We start from the raw sequence: 16383 nt of genomic DNA, 5'->3' as shown, positions 1-16383 counted from the left end.
GTCGACAGGACCACAACCACGGGCCACCCCCCAGGCGCACCATTGCAGCGCGTCTAGCTGCCCAATCTCATACTTTCGGCTAGTCATTGCTCGCACTTTCAGGTAACGTGCACACCGCACCTGAAACGACATGACGCGGCGGCGAGGCCCGTGGTTGTGGTCCTGTCGACAGCGCATCGGATTCTCTCCGGTCGTCCTGGTCGACGGGCAGACACGGAGAGGACCAGCCCATGCTCACGACTGTCGAACCCACGGTCGGCACCGCTGTCAGCCGACGGAACGCCGCCGGCACGGACGAACTGATCGTCGAGCTGGCCACCACCGCGGCCGACGACCCGCGCCGACCGGCCCTGCGGGACCGCGCCATCGAGGCGTGGTTGCCGCTCGCCCGCCATCTGGCCCGGCGCTACTCGGGTCGCGGCGCCCCCGACGAGGACCTGACGCAGACCGCGATGGTCGGCCTCATCAAGGCCGTCGACCACTTCGACGCGACCCGGGGCGTCGACTTCAGCGGGTACGCCATCCCGACCATCGTCGGCGAGATCAAGCGATACTTCCGGGATCGCACCTGGTCGGTGCGGGTGCCGCGCCGCCTTCAGGAACTCCGGCTCTCGATCAGCGCCGCCAACAGCACGCTGACGCACACCCTGGGCCGCTCGCCGACGGTTGCCGACATCGCGAGCTACCTCGACGTCTCCGAGGAGACCGTGCTGGAAGGGCTGGAGGGAGCCCGGGCGTACCGGGCGACCTCACTGTCCACACCCACCGGCATCGACGGAAGCATGGAACTCGGCGACACCCTCGGGGAGCGGGACCACGAGTTCGACCTCGTCGACCTCCGCGTCGCCCTCGGCCCGGCGCTCGCCACGCTGCCCGAACGCGAACGCCGGATCCTCAGCCTGCGGTTCCACGGCAACCTGACCCAGGCCCAGATCGCCGAGCAGATCGGCGTCTCCCAGATGCACGTCTCCCGGCTGATCACCCGATCGTTGGCCACGCTGCGCGGGCACCTCTCCGAGGACTTCGCCTGATTCCACCCGACCGCCGCGGCGGACCACCTCGACCCGCTCGGGCCGGGGCGACCGGCCCGAGCGGCACAGCCCCTACGAGGCCGGCGCGTCGGCCAGGTCGGCGGGGTCGAGATTCAGGGTGGCGAGCAGCCCGGAGTGCTTGGCCGGGTCGACCCGCTCCGGCAGCTCACGCTCGACCCAGTCGGCCCTGGCCTGCTGACCCCGATCGCGTAGCGCGCTGACGATCCGGTGCCTGGCGATCCTCATCTGGTGCTCCCCTGATTGAGCCGCCCGAATTACGGGTGGACGGCGGTGCGAAAGCGCGGGTGGGATGCCGAGCGCTGTGCGGTGAAATCCGAACGGCGGGGACGTGGCTGGCGACAACGGCCAGCACGCCGCGGCGACGGGTGACGGCGATCGGTAATGCCCTGGCGGGCTGGTGGCGGCGACATCCTGCGGCCACCGGGGGCCCCGGGCGACATACCCAGCCTACGCCCCGGCCAGTGCGGCTGCACGCGCACGGCATCCGGGCCCCCGGCACGCTGGCTGGTCAGGGCTCCAGCACGACCTTGCCCGGCCGGCTGCGGGCCTCGGCGAAGACCAGCGCGGCGGAGACCTCGGTGAGCGGGTAACGGGCGGCGATCTGCGGCACGATCACGCCCTGGCGGAGCAGGTCGAGCACGATGCCGAGGTCGGTACGCAGCCGACGCCGGAACGCGGCGGCGCGGGTGCGGCGGCCGGACCAGAAGTTGTAGAACCCGACCCGGTGACCGTTCGGCAGGGCGTTCCAGGTGTAGAGGCGGGCCAGCAGCTTCACGAAGACCCAGACGATCGAGCGTGCGGAGCCCAGGGCGGAGGCGTTGCCGTAGACGACCAGCTTGCCGCCGGGGGCGAGCAGCCGGTACGACGTGCGTACGCCTGGGCCGGCGACCGGGTCGAAGACGGCGTCGACGCCGCCGGGAGAAAGCGCGCGGACCCGCGCGGCCAGGTCGGGGTCGCGGTAGTCCAGCGGTTCGACGCCGAGTTCCCGCAGCGCCGTGTGGTGTCGCGGGGCGGCGGTGCCGATGACCCGCAGCCCGAGGTGGCGTCCGAGTTGAACGAGCACGGTCCCGACGCCGCCGTTCGCGCCGTGCACGAGGATCGTCTGACCGGCCCGCAGGCGGGCGCCGTGCAGCATCTGCCAGGCGGTCACCCCGTTGACGACGACGGTCTCGGCCGCGGCCGGGTCCAGGCCCGGCGGGACCGGGGTGAGGTCGTCGACGCTCACCACTGCGTGCGTGGTCCAGGCGCCGGTCTTGGTGACCGCTGCGACCCGGGTGCCGACCAGCGAGCCGTCGCCTCCCGGTCCCACCGCCCGGACGGTGCCGACGAGATCGTAGCCGGGCACGAACGGGAAGGCCGGCTGGCCGGGGTAGAGGTCGCGGCGCATGCTCTGCTCGGCGTACGAGATGCCGGTGGCCTCGACCTCGACGAGCGCCTGGCCCGCGGCGGGAACGGGCATGGCGCGTCGGTTGACCTGGAGCCCGTCCGGCTCCACCACGCCGGGCAACACCACTTCGGTGATCATCTCGTCGGTTGTCATCGCGTTCTCCCTGTTTGTAAGTGTGCACTCACACACATGTTGGGTGGAAAAAGTGGGCCGCCAGGAAGCGGCCCGGTGGTGCGGTCGTCGGGATCAGGGGTGGCGGATGCCTGCGGTCAGCGCACGAGCCCACGGCTCGGGCACCTGCTCCAGGCCGGCGGTCACGATCAGGTGGCAGAGCTGGCCGTACGCGAAGAACTGCTGGACCTGCGCGTCGCTGGCGCCGGACCGACTCCCCACGAAGGTGGCGACCTGCCGGTAGCCGGCGCGCACCGCCTCGGCGATCTCGGGGACGTCCGTGACGGCCTGCGCCTGCACCTGAAACAGTCCGGGACAACCTCCAACACCTCGGTCTGGACGTCCTCGACGTGGTCAACCTGCGGGTGGGCGTGGCGGAGGGCACCGGCGACGATCCCCTGTCCGAGCAGTTCGGCGCCCTCGCCGAGTTGCGGCAGGAGGGGCTGATCCGGCACCTCGGGCTCAGCAACGTCACGCTCGACCAGCTCACCGAGGCCCAGGCCATCGCCCCGGTGGTCACGGTGCAGAACCTCTACAACCTCGCCAACCGGCAGGACGACGCCCTGGTGGACCGGTGCGCGGCGGAGAACATCGCGTTCGCGGCGTTCTTCCCGCTCGGCGGATTCACGCCGTTGCAGTCCGACATCCTCAACGCCGTGGGCGCCTCGCCACAGCAGGTCGCCCTGGCCTGGCTGCTGCAGCGCTCCCCCACCACCGTGCTGATTCCGGGCACGTCGACGCTGGCACACCTGCGGGAGAACCTCGCCGCGGCCGATCTGACGCTGCCGGCCGACGCGATCGCGGAACTCGACACCATCGGCGGGTGACGCCGGACGCGGACCGTCGTGCGGCGGTCCGCGTCACCCGCCCGCCTCGCTCAGGCCCGCCCCCGCCGCCCGGTCCAGATGAGTGAGGAACCGCCGCACCGCCGGTGGTCGGCTCCGCCCGGCGACTGTCGCGGCGAAGATCCGCCGGACGGAGGCGTCGTCGGGGTGCAGGCGGAGCAGGGTCAGGTCGGATGGAGCGGCGCGTACGGCCAGGGCCGGCACCAGCGCGACGCCGAGACCGGCCGCGACACAGCCCAGCTTGCCGGTCCACTCGGCCGCGACAATGTCGATCCGCGGGCGAAAACCCGCCGGCAGGGTCGCTCGCAGCAGAGTCTCCTCGGCGGTCGCCGAGCCGGCGATGAACGACTCGTCGGCCAGGTCGCGCAGGCGGATGGTCCGCCGGTGGGCGAGCCGATGCGCCCGCGGTACGGCCACCAGAAGCGTCTCGTCGACGAGGTGGTGCAGGTCGAACTGGTCGCGGTCGAGCGGCTGGTCCGACGCGGCGCTCACCACGGCGACGTCGGCTTCACCGTCGACCAGGCGCTCCAGCAGCTTCGGTGTGAGCCCTTCGACAAGCGACAGGGCCACCTCGGGATGGTCGGACTTGAAGCTGGCCAGAGCACGTGGCACAAGCGCGGCGACCGCCGTGGGGAACGCGCCGACCCGCAACCGCCCGGCGGACAGGTCGCGCAGCGCCGCCAGGTCCCGCCGGGCGGTGTCCAGCCGGTCGAGCACCGCCTCGGCGTGGCCGAGCAGGCAACGGCCCTGCTCGGTCAGGGCGACACCGCGCGGCAGCCGGTCCAGCAACGGCGACCCGGTCTCGGCTTCCAGCGCGGCGATCTGTCGGGACACCGCCGACTGGGTGTAGCGCAGGCTGCGGGCCGCAGCCGTGATGGAGCCGTGCTCGGCGACGGCACGAAAGACCTGGAGCGCGTTCAGCTGCATCGTGACATGCTCCCGCAGCATGGCAGCGATGCATAAGAGTCGTTGGTGGCATGGCTTCCCGTCCCCTAGCCTTGCCGACATGTTCGAGATCGCTCTGTTGGGTACGGGCACGATGGGCACCGCGATCGGCCGTCGACTGCTGGCCACCGGGCATCGGCTCACCGTCTGGAATCGCACGTCCGAACGCACGGTGCCGCTCGTCGACGCCGGAGCGCGAGTCGCCGGCAGCCCAGCCGAGGCGGTCCGCGACGCCGACGTGGTGATCACCATGCTCACCGACGCGGTCGCCGTTCGGCACACGTTGGTCGACTCGGGTGCGGCACTGGCGCTGCGGCCGGGCACCCCCGTGATCGAGATGTCCACCATCGGTCCCCGGGCCGTGGCCGAACTGGCCACGCTGCTGCCGGCGGGAGTACCACTGGTCGACGCCCCGGTCGCCGGCAGTGCCGGCGCTGCCGAGACGGGCCAGCTCGTGGTGTTGGCCGGCGGGGAGAAGACGATCGTCGACCGGGTCGCCCCGCTGCTGGAGACGCTGGGTACGGTCCGCCGCTGCGGCGACTCCGGTCGGGGCGCCGCGTTGAAGCTGGTGCTCAACACCGCGCTGATCACCGCGGTCACCGCGGTCGCGGACGCCCTCGCCGTCGCGGACGCCGTCGGCGTCGACCGACGTACCGCGATCGATGCACTTGGCACCGGGCCGCTCGGCGGCGCGATCGCCCGGGCGACCACCACGGACGCCGCGTTCGCCGCCGCCCTGGCCGCCAAGGACGCCCGGCTCGCCCTCGACGTGCTCGGCGACGCGCCGGCGCCCCTGCTGCGCGCCGCCGCGTCGGCGTTGGCGGCCGCGCCCCATCCCGAGGGCGACATCGCCCGTCTCGCTGACAGCGCCGAACCCGAGAAGCAGAAGTGAACCTGACCCTGGACAATCCGACGACCGTCGCCGCGCCGTTCGGCGACCGGTTCGCGCACGTCGCCCGCCTCGACCTGCCAGGGGGCGCGTTGCTGATGCTCTCCGGTCAGGTTGGTGTGGACGACGCCGGCGCGGTGGTCGCACCCGGCGACGTGCGAACGCAGTCAGAACGGATCTTCGAGTTGATCGGAGCGCTGCTCGCGGCGCACGGCGCCACCTTCGCCGACGTGCTGCACGTCCGGACGTTCCTGACCGATTTCGGCGACCTGGCCGGCTATGCCGACGTCCGCAACCGCCACTTCGGGCAGACCAGGCCCGCCAGCACCACAGTCGAGGTGAGCCGGCTCTTTCTCGACGGCGCGGTGCTGGAGGTCGAGGTCACCGCGGCCGTGACCACGGGTTGACCGCGATCGGCTGATTTCAATGGTGATCGGCGCAGTCGGCGCTCCGGCCTCAGTGCTGGTGGGGGCGGCGCTGGCTTGCATTTGCAGAAGTCAGCAGTCCCCAGTGAATCACCTGGCTAGCTTCGGCGCAAGCCAGGTAGAGTGGGCGGCATGGAGGACCTACGGGACAACCGCGAATCCTGGTCGATGGAGAACTGCTCCGTCGCCCGGGCGATGGACATCGTGGGCAGCCGTTCGACGATCCTGATCATGCGCGAGGCGCTGCTCGGCACGCGCCGTTTCGACGACTTCGTCCGCCGGGTCGGAATCGGCGAGCCCGCCATGGCGGCCCGCCTCAAGGAGATGGTCGCCGCCGGGCTGCTCGAACGGATCCCGTACCGGGAGCCGGGACAGCGCACCCGCCACGAGTACCACCTCACCCGCAAGGGTCACGAACTGCTGCCGGTCATCACCGCGCTGCGCAACTGGGGCGACACCTGGAGCGCCGACGAAGCCGGCCCTGGCATCCTCGCCACCCACCACGACTGCGGCGAACCCGTCCGTGCGGTGCTCCGCTGCGCAGCCGGGCACGACATCGAGAGCGGCGACATCGACATCACCGCCGGGCCAGGGCTGATCCGCCGCAACTGACACCCCCGGCCAGGCGACCGACACCTGGGGGCGCGTCGGGGGCCGGCGACGTGCCGGTCAGTCGACCCGCTGGGCCAGCACCTGCCCCGGCCAGGCTCCCGCGCGGAAGGTCTCGGTGCGGGTGAACCCGTGGCGTTCGTAGAAGGCCACCAACTCGCCGCCGCCGCCCGCCCAGCAGTCGACCCGGAGCAACCGCACGCCGGCGCGCCGGGTTTCCTGCACGGCGTGCGCCAGCAGGGCCGACCCGAGGTGTCGCCCGGCGAATCGTCGGTCGGAGACCAGGAGACGGACGTACCGCTCGGGCTCTTCCGCGGGAGTGATCGGTGTCTGCGGATGAGGCCCGGAATCCAACACCAGAGCGCCGGCTGGCGTTCCGTCCAGTTCCGCGATGTACGGAAGGTTCTCGGTCAGGTACCGATCGACCAGCTCGACCCCGCCGCGCTTCTCCGAGAACGGTGTCGTGCCCCACTGCTCGGTGTTGCCCCGCGCGTTCATCCAGGTCACCGCGGAGTCGAGCATGGTCAGTACGGCGGCTGCGTCAGCCGGGCCACCGCGTCTGATCCGTATGCCGCGAGTGGTGTCGTCCATGGCGGAACTGTAATCGTGGGGGTGGCCGCCGGCGGTCGCCGCCCGGGGCGACTGGGAGGGTCTGCCCGACCGGGCTGAGTTGGCGCTGCTCGACCACGGCCCCGGCGGTACGGTCCGCTGACGATCCTTTTAAGGAGCACCATGGAGCTGACCGAGCCGACCGTCTGGAGCACCGACCGGCTGGAGTTGGGTGAGGGCCTGCGCTGGGTCGACGACCGGCTGGTCCTGGTCGACCTGCTCGCCGGGCGACTGTTGGAGACCGACGGCGACGCCCCGACCCCGCTGCGGGAGCTGCGCCGCCTGGACGTGCCGCTCGGCGCGGTCGCCCCGGTGGTCGACCGACCGGGCGAATGGCTGGCCGCCGCCGGGACCGGCGTCACCCTGCTCCCCGTCACCGGCGATCCCCGACCGGTCGCCGAGCTGGTCGACGACGCGCCCGAGCCGACCCGGATGAACGACGCGGTCGCCGACCCGCACGGCCGCTTCTGGGCCGGCAGCATGACGTACGCGATGGCGCCGGGCGGCGGCACGTTGTTCCGCCTCACCCCGGGCGCCGAGCCGGTCCCCGCGGTGACCGGGCTGACCATCCCGAACGGGCCGGCGTTCGACGCGACCGGCACCACCATGTACCTGGCCGACACGCCCCGCGGCGAGATCGACCGGTTCACCGTCGACCCCGCCACCGGTGCCCTGCACGGGCGGGAGCCGTTCCTGCGGCTGTCCCCCGCCGACGGCGGCCCGGACGGCATGACGCTCGACGCGGCCGGCCACCTCTGGATCGCGCTGTGGGGCGGCTCCGCGGTACGCCGCTACCGGCCCGACGGCACCCTCGACCGGGAGATCCGACTGCCGGCCAGGCAACCGGCCGGCATCTGCCTGGGCGGCCCCGACCTGCGGCGACTCTTCATCGGCACCGCCCGGGTGGGGCTGGACGCGGCGGGCCCGCAGGACGGCGCGCTGCTCGCGGTGGACGTCCCGGTGCCCGGTCTGCCCGCCGCGAGGGCCGGCGCACCAGTGAGCTGATCGGAGGCATGTCGGACGCCCGGGCGGGAACAACCGCACCCGAGTGCGGTGACAGCCGACCGGTGGGGAGCGAGCCGATGAGCACCGTGGGGTGGATGTCATGAACGGGCCGGTCGGCGACGAGCCGCTTGGCGAGCTGGAGCTGGTACACACGTTCACCGGGCCGATGCCGACCGGGGTGAGCGTCTCGCACCGGGGCCGGATCTTCGTCAACTTCCCCAAGTGGGGTGACGAGGTGCCGGCCACCGTCGTCGAGGTGCGCGACGGTCGGGAGGTGCCCTACCCCGACCAGGCGTGGAACGACCCGTCCGGCGACGACGACGCGGGCGCGTTCGTGTCGGTGCAGAGCATCGTGGTGGACCCGGCCGACCGGCTCTGGGTGCTGGACACCGGCAGCCCGATGTTCCAGCCCACAAAGCCGGGCGGCCCGAAGCTGGTCCGGATCGACCTGGACACCGACACGGTCGCCCAGGTGATCACCTTTCCGGCGGACGTGGCGCTGCCGACGACGTACCTCAACGACATCCGTTTCGACCTGCGGCGGGGCGAGTCGGGGGTCGCCTACATCACCGACTCCGCGTTCGCCGGGCCGAACGGGATCATCGTGGTGGACCTGGCCAGCGGGGCCTCCTGGCGGCGGCTGCACGACCACCCGTCCACCAAGGCGGAGCCACTGACGTCGTTCCGTCCGGTGGTCGAGGGCCGGCCGTTCCTGGAACGGCCGGCCGACGGGCCGCCGAAGCCGGTGGGCATGGGCTCCGACGGCATCGCCATCTCCGCCGACGGCACCCGGCTCTACTACTGCCCGCTGGCGTCCCGACGCCTGCACAGCGTCTCCACCGAGGCGCTGGCCGACCCGTCGGCCACCCAGGAGGCGGTCGCCGCGACCGTGGTCGACGAGGGCGACAAGGGCACCGCGTCGGACGGGTTGGAGAGCGACGACGCCGGGCGGCTCTACCTCACCGCGTACGAGCACAACGCGGTGCTGCGTCGACTGCCGGACGGCGAGTACGAGACGCTGGTGCACGACCCGCGGCTGCTCTGGCCGGACACCATGTCGGTGGCCGCCGACGGGCACCTCTACGTGACCGCCAACCAACTGCACCGGCAGCCGCGGTACCAGCGGGGCCAGGACCTGCGACGCAAGCCGTACGCGCTGTTCCGCACCCGCATCGACGCCGGCCCGGTGCTGCTGCGCCGCGGGTAGGCATGCCCACCCGGGCGGCGGGTAGGCCGCGTCAGCTCGCCGGCAGGGTACGGTCCAGCAGGTCGAACAGGGCCGCCCAGTGCCGCTCGGTGGCCTGCTCGTCGTACGCCGGGGTGTCGGCCATGGTGTAGCCGTGGTGCGCGCCCGCGTACACCTCGGAGCGGTAGCGCACCCCGGCGGCGTCGAGCGCCTTCTCCAGCGTGGCGATCTGCTCGGGCGTCATGGACTGGTCGGCGTCGGCGTGGCCGAAGTACACCTCGCCGGTGATCGAGCCGACGCCCAGGTGTGGGCTGTCCGGCGCGTCGGTGACGATCCGCCCGCCGTGGAAGCTCGCCATCGCGGTGATCCGGTCCGGGTGCGCCTCGATGGCCCGGAGCGCGTTGGTGCCGCCCATGCAGTAGCCGGTGATGGCGACCGGGCCCGGCCGGACGTCGTCGCGGGCGGCCAGGTAGTCGAGGTACGCGGCGCTGTCCCGGCTGATCACGTCGGGGGTCAACGCGCCGACCAGCGGCATGATCTTCTCGAAGAGCGCGCCGCGCTGGTCCGCCTCACCGAGTCGGGACAGGTCGAACAGCGGCGCCCGGCCGGCCCGGTAGAACAGGTGCGGCGTCAGCACCAGGTAGCCGCGTTCGGCGATCCGCTCCGCCATCTCCACGAGGCGGGGCCGAGGCCCGAAGGCGTCCATGAACAGCAGCACCGCCGGAAACGGGCCGTCCCCGTCCGGGCGGGTGAGGCTTGCGTCCGCGATCCCATCGCCGGTCGGGATGTCCACCGTCGTCGTCTGCACCGAGCCTCCTCGTACGCCGATCTTGGTCCGTCTGGCACGTTACTCGCCGCGCCGGCGTGCCCGACACCGGTCCTCCAGGCCGGGACCGGCACTCCAGGCCGGGACACCGCGTGAACGGCGCGTCAAGAATCGGCGCTGGCCCGTCGAAACGGCGTATCGACGGGCGCTGGGCGGCCGACGGGCGGTGACGATGGGTCCATGAGTCCTTGGCGGATGACACGCTGGGAACGCGGGAACTGCCACCCGACACCGACCCGATCGAGCCGGCCCCGGGCCCGAAACCCGCGTCCATCGCGGCCGGCCGGGCAGCCGCCGCCGCGGGCGCGCCCGAACGCCGGCACGAGGCGCTGGTCAGCGTCCGGCTCGGCCCGTCCGCGCCCGGCAGCCACCTGGTGGAGTACCTGCGGCACGAGCCGTGTGCCGTCGACGCCTGGTGGATCGCCGCCGACGTCGACGCCGTGGTGCGGCTCTCCGCGGAGAGCATGACCGTGCTGCACCGGGCCGTGGCCGACCTGCGCCTGCGTGCCGGAGTGGAGGTGGCCGAGGCCAACTACATCCTCCGCGCGCTCGACCTGGCCGCGCCGGCCGACCGGCACGACGACGCCCCGGTGTGGGCGGTGCCCGCCGCATGAGCCGCCCCGCCGTTGCCCACCGGATCGTCGTCGGCGTCGACCGGTCGTTCGCCGGAATGCAGGCGCTGCGTCGGGCCGTCCAGCTCGCCCGCCGCGAGGGCGCGCAGGTGGACGCCGTACGCGCGTGGGTCTTCGCACCCACGTGGCGGCCCGGCACGCTGACCTGGCGCTGGCAGGACGAATGCGACCGGGCCGCCCTGGTCTACCCGCGCGGCGTCTTCGACGCGACGATGGGCGGCATCCCTCGGGACGTCACGGTTCGACTGGTGACCACCCAGGGGTACGCCGGACAGGTGCTCATCGACCACGCGGACCGGGAGTCCGACCTGCTCGTCGTCGGCAGCCCCGGCCGCGGCCGGTTCGGCCGGTCACGCGGACACGTGACCCGGTACTGCGTACGACGTGCCGCCGTGCCGGTCGTCGCGGTGCCCGCCCCCGCGTGGGCGCGGGCGGCGACGATCCGCCGGTTCGCCCGCGACCTCGAACAGCTCAGCCGATGACCGCCGGTGGCCCGGCGGGACGGGAGAGGACCACCCCGACCATGGACGACGGCCCGACAACCTACGCCGTTCCGGTGCGTGAGCTGCCGGGGCGACTGGTGGGAACGGTGCGCACCGGGCGGACTCCGCAGGGTGAGCGGGTGGGGATCGCCTTCACCCGAGCGGATCTGCTGGTGACCGCCATGGGCGCCGACCAGCCCTGGGAGGAGCTGTGCGAGTCGGCGCTGCGCGGGATGCTGCGTCCGCTCGGCATCGACCGGATCCAGGTCGACCCGCTGTTGGTGGCGCCGCCGCTCGATCCGAGCGTCGGCGACCGCGCGACACCCGTCGACGCGCCCGTCGGAAACCAGGCGACGCCGGCGGTCCCGGCCCTCGTTCAGGCCGGCACGAAGCGCACCGCGTCGGCGACCACGTAGCCGTCGGTGTTCTCCGTACGGATGAGCACACTCCCGTCGCTGCCCGCCGTGAACGGGTACGTCCCCAGCGGCACCCACCGGCCGCCGGACTGCCGCTGGTCGACGGTCCGGGTGGTCACCCCACCGGAGTACGCGATGTCGACCGGCACGTTCGTCGCCCGGTTCGGGTCGGCGGTCCAGCGCAGGTGCACCGTCCACGACCCGGAGGTGGGCAGCGTCGGGCGGAACCGCAGCCGGTTGACGCCCTTGGCGGTGTTGCCGTCGTGCTCGTAGTCCGGGCCGTGGTAGCCGCCGACGCTGGTGCTGCGCAGCCACGTCCCGGCCCGGGTGATCCCGTTGGCCGCCGCGTTGTCCAGGATCACCTCGCCGGGCGTACCGGTGTCCAGCACCGCGCCGTCCTGGCGCAGCCGGGCCTGGAGGGCGGGTACGGAGACGGCCTGCACGGCGAGGTTGCCGGAGAGCGCCAGGGACGCCGCGGTGGCCGCCGCCTGCCCGAGGATCATGAACACCGGCTCCATCCGGATCGAGCCGTACGCGATGTGACTCGCCGAGAGACAGACCGGCACCAGCAGGTTGGCGCACTGCGCCTGGTGCGGCACGATCGCGCGGTAGCTCACCGGGTACGGCGCGGGGACGCCGATCTGCACGTCCCCCTCGTTGCGCACCTTCCCGTCGACGACCACCCGCTGACAGTTGTGCGAGTCCATCGTGTAGCTGGCCAGGCCCACCGAGTCGGTGGCGCGTACCCGGCCCCGGCAGTCGGCCTCGGTCATCACGTACGCCGAGACCATCCGGCGGGCCTCCCGGATGTAGAGCAGCGGCGGCCAGCCACCGGTGCCGGTGAACTCGTCCACCGGTAGTCCCCACCGCGCGGTCGAGTCGCGTACCGAGGCCGGCAGGCGGGGATCGTTGGCCAGGAACCACATCAGTCCCTGCTGGTAGGTGCGGTGCTCGGCGATGATGCTCTCCCGCACGGCCCAGCTCGCCGTCGGGTACGCGTAGTTGAAGCCGATGTTGTTGGTCGACACGGCGCCGTTGTTGTTGGAGTCGGTCTTGCCGCCGCCGATCGATCCGGTTCGTCGGCGCTGCCCCGCGGGGCGAGCGGCGCGGCGGAGATGCCCGGCAACAGGCCGCTCGTGGGCGAGCCGGCCGTCACGTACGGGTCGACGGGGTAGGCGAACTGGTGGGTGTTGCCGGACTGCACCCTGTTGATCGTCTCGCCGTACGTGTCGTTGGACTCGCGCCCGACGGTGAAGCTCACCCCGGCTGGACGCCGGTGTCGGTGGCGCCCAGCCCGGCGGTGCTCAGCCCGCCGACGTGGCTGGTGGGCTCCACCACCACTGCGGTGCGGCCGAGCCGGCGCATGGTGATCGCGGCGGCCAGCCCGCCGGAGGTGGCGCCGTAGACGACCAGGTCGGCGGTGGTGACGGCGGCTCGGGCGGGGCCGGCGCGGAACGGGTCGGTGAGACCGGCCAGGACGAGGCCGGCGCCGCCGGCGGTCAGCAGCCGGCGACGGGACAGGGGCAGGGACACGGCGGGCTCCCGAGGGGTAACCGGATGGGGACGGTTACAGAAGCACGCCGCTGCCGCTGCGAACGAAATTCTTCAATCTCTGCCGGCGGGTGTCAACGGGTCAGGGGCGGTAGCGGTAGCCCATCCCCGGCTCGGTGATGAGGTGGCGGGGCCGAGCGGGGTCGTCCTCCAGCTTGCGGCGCAGCTGGGCCAGGTACTGCCGCAGGTAGTTGGTCTCGTTCTGGTATTCCGGCCCCCACACGTCCTGGAGGAGCTGGCGCTGGCTGACCAGTTTGCCGGGGTGGCGCAGCAGCTTCTCCAGCACGCTCCACTGCGTGGGGGTGAGTTTGACCTCGGTGTCGTCGTCGCGCCACACGCGGTGGTCGGCCAGGTCGACGGTGTGCCGGCCGATCCGCAGCGCCGGCACGGCCTCGCTGGGCGCGCCGAGCCGCCGGGTCACCGCGCGGATGCGGGCCAGCAGCTCCTCCACCCCGAAGGGCTTGGTGACGTAGTCGTCCGCGCCCGCGTCGAGCGCGGCGACCTTGTCCTCGCTGCCGGCCCGGCCGGAGAGCACGATGATCGGCACGGCGGTCCAGCCGCGCAGGCCGCGGATCACCTCGACGCCGTCGATGTCGGGCAGGCCGAGGTCGAGGACCACGAGGTCGGGTGGGTGGCTGGCGGCGGCCTTCAACGCGGCGGCCCCGGTCGCGGCGACGTCCACGTCGTACCGGCGGGCACGCAGGTTGATCCGCAGGGCCCGCAGGATCTGCGGTTCGTCGTCGACGACCAGGATGCGCGTCATTTCTGCGGCTCCTCCGGGCTGCTCTGCGCGGCGGCGGGCAGCCGCAGCACCATGGTGAGCCCACCGCCGGGCGTGGTCTCGGGGGTGATGCTGCCACCCATCGCCTCGGCCAGCCCCCGGGACAGGGCGAGCCCGAGGCCGACGCCGGTCTGGTTGTCCCGGTCGCCGAGGCGTTGGAACGGCAGGAAGACGTGCTCCCACTGGTCCTCCGGGATGCCCGGCCCCCGGTCGATGACCCGCAGCTCCACCTGGCCGGCGTGCGCGCTCGCGGTGACGGTGGGCGGCTGGTCGGGCGGGCTGTAGCGCAGCGCGTTGGCGATGACGTTGACGAGCACCCGTTCCAGCAGGCCCGGGTCGGCGGTGGCCGCGGGCAGGTCGGCCGGGATGTCCGTGGCGACCGTCGCGGCCGCCGGGCCAAGTTCGTCCAACGCGAGGGGTACGGCGTCCTCCAGGCCGATCGCGGTGGCGGAGATGCCCAGCACGCCGGCCTGGAGGCGGCTCATGTCCAGCAGGTTGCCGACCAGCCGGGCGAGCCGGTCCAGCGACTCCTCCGCGGTCTCCAGCAGCTCCTCGCGGTCGGCCTCGTCGAACTCGATGTCGTGGCTGCGCAGGCTGGTCACGGCCGCCTTGGCCGAGGCCAGCGGCGTACGCAGGTCGTGGCTCACCGCGGCGAGCAGCGCGGTGCGCATCCGGTCGGCGGCGGCGAGCGGCCGCGCGGTGGCGGCCTCCTCGGCGAGCCGTTCCTGGCGCAGCGCGACGGCGGCCTGGGCGGCGAACGCCTCGACGATCCGCCGGTCGGCGGCCTCCAGGCGCCGGCCGCTGAGCACGACGGTGATCCGGTCGTCGACGGGTACTGCCGTCTCGCCGGCGTCGGGCGTGCAGGCGGGCTGGTCGCCGACGCTGGCGACGACGCACCAGGCGTGCTCCTCGCGGGACCGGTCGGGACGGCCGCTCGCCTCCTCGGCCAGCTCCAGCACGCTCACCGCGCGCAGCCCGAAGGTCTCCCGGAGCTGGTCCAGCAGGGCGGGCAGGGGGCGCTCGCCGCGCAGCACGCCACTGGCGACGGCGGCGAGGGTCTGCGCGTCGGCGGCAGCCCGCGCGGCCTCCCGCGTACGCCGGGCGGCCACGTCGACGATCCAGCTCACGGCAAGCGCCACACCGACGAAGACGGCCAGGGCGAGCAGGTTGTCGGCCTCGGCGATGGTCAGCGTGCGGTACGGCGGGGTGAAGAACCAGTTGAGCAGCAGCGACCCACCGAGCGCGGCGATCAGCGCCGGCCACACCCCGCCGACCAGCGCGACCCCGACGACCCCGGCGAGGAACAGCAGAATGTCGTTGGTCAGCGTCAGGTCGGGCAGGGCCTCAAGCAGCAGGGTGAGCAGCGGCATGCCGAGCACGGCCAGGCCGAAGCCGAGCAGCCGGCGGCGGCGGGACAGCGCCGCCGGCACGGCCGCCGCCCGACGGCCCTTGCCAGCCTGCTTGTGGGTGACCAGGTGCACGTCGATCGAGCCGGAGAGCGCGGTGGTGGTCACCCCGACGCCCCGGGCGAAGATCTGCGCGAGGCGGCCCCGCCGGCTGGCCCCGAGCACCAGCTGGGTGGCGTTCACGCCCTGGGCGAAGTCGAGCAGCGCGGCCGGCACGTCGGTGCCGAGCACCTGGTGGTACGTGCCGCCGAGGCTCTCGACGAGCACCCGTTGGCGGGCCAGCTGGGCCGGATCGGCGCCGGCCAGACCGTCGCTGCGGGCCACGTGCACGGCGAGCAGGTCGGCGCCCTTGCTGCGGGCCGCGACCCGGGCCGCCCGGCGGATCAGCGTCTCGCCCTCCGGGCCGCCGGTCAGCGCCACCACGACGCGTTCGCGGGCCTCCCAGGTGGCGGCGATGCCCTGCTGGCTGCGGTAGCGGTCGAGCTGCTCGTCGACCTTGTCGGCCAGCCAGAGCAGCGCCAGCTCGCGCAGCGCGGTGAGGTTGCCGACCCGGAAGTAGTTGCCGAGCGCCGCGTCGATCTTGTCGGGGCGGTAGATGTTGCCGTGCGCCATCCGGCGGCGCAGCGCCTCCGGGGTCATGTCGACCAGTTCGACCTGCTCGGCGGCGCGGACGATCTCGTCGGGCACGGTCTCCCGCTGGGTGGTGCCGGTGATCTGCGCGACGACGTCGTTCACCGATTCCAGGTGCTGCACGTTGACCGTGGACAGCACGTCGATCCCCGCGTCGAGCAGCTCCTGGACGTCCTGCCAGCGCTTGCCGTGGCGGGAACCGGGCACGTTGGTGTGCGCCAGCTCGTCGACCACCGCGATCTCCGGCCGGCGGGCCAGCACGGCGTCCACGTCCATCTCGGTGAACTCGGCGCCCCGGTAGGTCATCGCGCGGCGGGGCACCTGCTCCAAATCGCCGAGCATCGCGGCGGTGTGCGGGCGGCCGCGGGTCTCCACGAAACCGATCACCACGTCGGAGCCCCGCGCGGCCCGCCGCTGGGCCTCCTCCAACATGGCGTACGTCTTGCCGACGCCGGGCACGGCCCCGCCCGCGACTTTGACCAGGGAGGATGGTTCTCGTGCCACGCGGAGAACTACGCATCTATCTGGGGGCCGCT

General features: G+C 72.9%; 20 protein-coding genes. 10 read left to right on the top strand and 10 right to left on the bottom strand.

Going from position 1 to position 16383, the window contains the following annotated elements; all coding sequences use genetic code 11:
* Positions 1-230: 230 nt before the first annotated feature.
* The gene (locus AB0J68_RS11000; protein WP_354855592.1) at positions 231-1031 is read left to right on the top strand and encodes an RNA polymerase sigma factor SigF; all 801 of its coding nucleotides are present in this window, start codon (positions 231-233) and stop codon (positions 1029-1031) included.
* Positions 1032-1103: 72 nt separating this feature from the next.
* On the opposite strand, the gene AB0J68_RS10995 is transcribed toward AB0J68_RS11000, so the two are convergent.
* The 3 genes from AB0J68_RS10995 to AB0J68_RS10985 all read right to left on the bottom strand — a co-directional run bounded on the left by AB0J68_RS10995 (position 1104) and on the right by AB0J68_RS10985 (position 2910).
* Complete coding sequence (locus AB0J68_RS10995) at positions 1104-1277, bottom strand: hypothetical protein (protein ID WP_354855591.1); 174 nt, start codon at positions 1275-1277, stop codon at positions 1104-1106.
* A 283-nt stretch (positions 1278-1560) separates the two neighbouring features.
* Positions 1561-2592 (bottom strand): medium chain dehydrogenase/reductase family protein, encoded by a 1032-nt coding sequence (locus tag AB0J68_RS10990; RefSeq protein WP_354855590.1) that lies wholly within the window; start codon positions 2590-2592, stop codon positions 1561-1563.
* Positions 2593-2685: 93 nt separating this feature from the next.
* Positions 2686-2910 (bottom strand): hypothetical protein, encoded by a 225-nt coding sequence (locus tag AB0J68_RS10985; protein WP_355066623.1) that lies wholly within the window; start codon positions 2908-2910, stop codon positions 2686-2688.
* A gap of 50 nt (positions 2911-2960) precedes the next feature.
* Between AB0J68_RS10985 and AB0J68_RS10980 the strand changes: the two genes are divergently transcribed.
* Positions 2961-3437 (top strand): aldo/keto reductase, encoded by a 477-nt coding sequence (locus AB0J68_RS10980; RefSeq protein ID WP_363937830.1) that lies wholly within the window; start codon positions 2961-2963, stop codon positions 3435-3437.
* Positions 3438-3470: 33 nt separating this feature from the next.
* Here AB0J68_RS10980 and AB0J68_RS10975 read toward each other — a convergent pair whose 3' ends face one another.
* Positions 3471-4382, bottom strand: coding sequence for a LysR substrate-binding domain-containing protein (locus AB0J68_RS10975; protein ID WP_354855587.1), 912 nt, complete (start codon positions 4380-4382; stop codon positions 3471-3473).
* Here AB0J68_RS10975 and AB0J68_RS10970 point away from each other — a divergent pair.
* The 3 genes from AB0J68_RS10970 (at position 4330) to AB0J68_RS10960 (ending at position 6326) form a co-directional block, all read left to right on the top strand.
* Positions 4330-5292, top strand: coding sequence for an NAD(P)-dependent oxidoreductase (locus AB0J68_RS10970; RefSeq protein ID WP_363937828.1), 963 nt, complete (start codon positions 4330-4332; stop codon positions 5290-5292). The genes AB0J68_RS10975 and AB0J68_RS10970 overlap by 53 nt on opposite strands.
* Positions 5289-5696: a RidA family protein gene (locus AB0J68_RS10965; RefSeq protein ID WP_355066624.1), complete on the top strand. Its 408-nt coding sequence runs from the start codon at positions 5289-5291 to the stop codon at positions 5694-5696. The genes AB0J68_RS10970 and AB0J68_RS10965 overlap by 4 nt, the downstream gene beginning before the upstream one ends.
* A 150-nt stretch (positions 5697-5846) precedes the next feature.
* Positions 5847-6326, top strand: coding sequence for a helix-turn-helix domain-containing protein (locus AB0J68_RS10960; RefSeq protein WP_355066625.1), 480 nt, complete (start codon positions 5847-5849; stop codon positions 6324-6326).
* Positions 6327-6383: 57 nt separating this feature from the next.
* Here the strand turns inward: AB0J68_RS10960 and AB0J68_RS10955 are convergent, their stop codons facing one another.
* The gene (locus AB0J68_RS10955) at positions 6384-6914 is read right to left on the bottom strand and encodes a GNAT family N-acetyltransferase (protein ID WP_355066626.1); all 531 of its coding nucleotides are present in this window, start codon (positions 6912-6914) and stop codon (positions 6384-6386) included.
* Between the two features lie 141 nt (positions 6915-7055).
* Here AB0J68_RS10955 and AB0J68_RS10950 point away from each other — a divergent pair, with 141 nt between their 5' ends.
* Together AB0J68_RS10950 and AB0J68_RS10945 are read left to right on the top strand one after the other, a co-directional pair.
* On the top strand, positions 7056-7937 hold the full coding sequence (locus tag AB0J68_RS10950) for an SMP-30/gluconolactonase/LRE family protein (RefSeq protein WP_355066627.1): 882 nt from the start codon (positions 7056-7058) through the stop codon (positions 7935-7937).
* A 100-nt stretch (positions 7938-8037) separates the two neighbouring features.
* Positions 8038-9144 (top strand): L-dopachrome tautomerase-related protein, encoded by a 1107-nt coding sequence (locus AB0J68_RS10945; RefSeq protein WP_355066628.1) that lies wholly within the window; start codon positions 8038-8040, stop codon positions 9142-9144.
* Positions 9145-9175: 31 nt separating this feature from the next.
* Here the strand turns inward: AB0J68_RS10945 and AB0J68_RS10940 are convergent, their stop codons facing one another.
* Entirely contained in the window at positions 9176-9931 is a 756-nt protein-coding gene (locus tag AB0J68_RS10940; RefSeq protein WP_354855580.1) for a dienelactone hydrolase family protein, read from the bottom strand.
* 206 nt (positions 9932-10137) lie between these two features.
* Between AB0J68_RS10940 and AB0J68_RS10935 the strand changes: the two genes are divergently transcribed.
* The 3 genes from AB0J68_RS10935 to AB0J68_RS10925 are packed head-to-tail and all read left to right on the top strand — an operon-like array spanning position 10138 to position 11479.
* A complete protein-coding gene (locus tag AB0J68_RS10935; RefSeq protein ID WP_363937823.1) occupies positions 10138-10563 on the top strand; it encodes a hypothetical protein in 426 nt (141 codons plus the stop codon).
* Positions 10560-11063, top strand: a complete 504-nt coding sequence (locus AB0J68_RS10930) for a universal stress protein (protein WP_363937820.1) — start codon at positions 10560-10562, stop codon at positions 11061-11063. The genes AB0J68_RS10935 and AB0J68_RS10930 overlap by 4 nt, the downstream gene beginning before the upstream one ends.
* Positions 11060-11479 (top strand): SAV_915 family protein, encoded by a 420-nt coding sequence (locus AB0J68_RS10925; RefSeq protein ID WP_363937818.1) that lies wholly within the window; start codon positions 11060-11062, stop codon positions 11477-11479. Before AB0J68_RS10930 ends, AB0J68_RS10925 begins: the two co-directional genes overlap by 4 nt.
* Here AB0J68_RS10925 and AB0J68_RS10920 read toward each other — a convergent pair.
* From AB0J68_RS10920 to AB0J68_RS10905, 4 genes are all read right to left on the bottom strand, one after another.
* Complete coding sequence (locus AB0J68_RS10920) at positions 11440-12507, bottom strand: FAD-dependent oxidoreductase (protein WP_363937816.1); 1068 nt, start codon at positions 12505-12507, stop codon at positions 11440-11442. The two genes, AB0J68_RS10925 and AB0J68_RS10920, sit on opposite strands and share 40 nt — an antisense overlap.
* Before the next feature lie 229 nt (positions 12508-12736).
* Positions 12737-13012 carry an FAD-dependent oxidoreductase gene (locus AB0J68_RS10915; protein WP_363937814.1) on the bottom strand — a complete coding sequence of 92 codons (276 nt, stop codon included), beginning with the start codon at positions 13010-13012 and terminating at the stop codon, positions 12737-12739.
* A gap of 100 nt (positions 13013-13112) precedes the next feature.
* Positions 13113-13793, bottom strand: a complete 681-nt coding sequence (locus AB0J68_RS10910; RefSeq protein ID WP_354855575.1) for a response regulator — start codon at positions 13791-13793, stop codon at positions 13113-13115.
* Positions 13790-16351, bottom strand: coding sequence for a DUF4118 domain-containing protein (locus AB0J68_RS10905; protein WP_363937811.1), 2562 nt, complete (start codon positions 16349-16351; stop codon positions 13790-13792). The genes AB0J68_RS10910 and AB0J68_RS10905 overlap by 4 nt, the downstream gene beginning before the upstream one ends.
* Positions 16352-16383 lie beyond the last annotated feature (32 nt).

Source organism: Micromonospora sp. NPDC049580, from assembly GCF_040675595.1.
Classification (GTDB): Bacteria; Actinomycetota; Actinomycetes; order Mycobacteriales; family Micromonosporaceae; genus Micromonospora.
The sequence above is the reverse complement of the archived record's forward strand: the minus strand, read 5'-3'. Positions and strand labels throughout refer to the sequence as shown.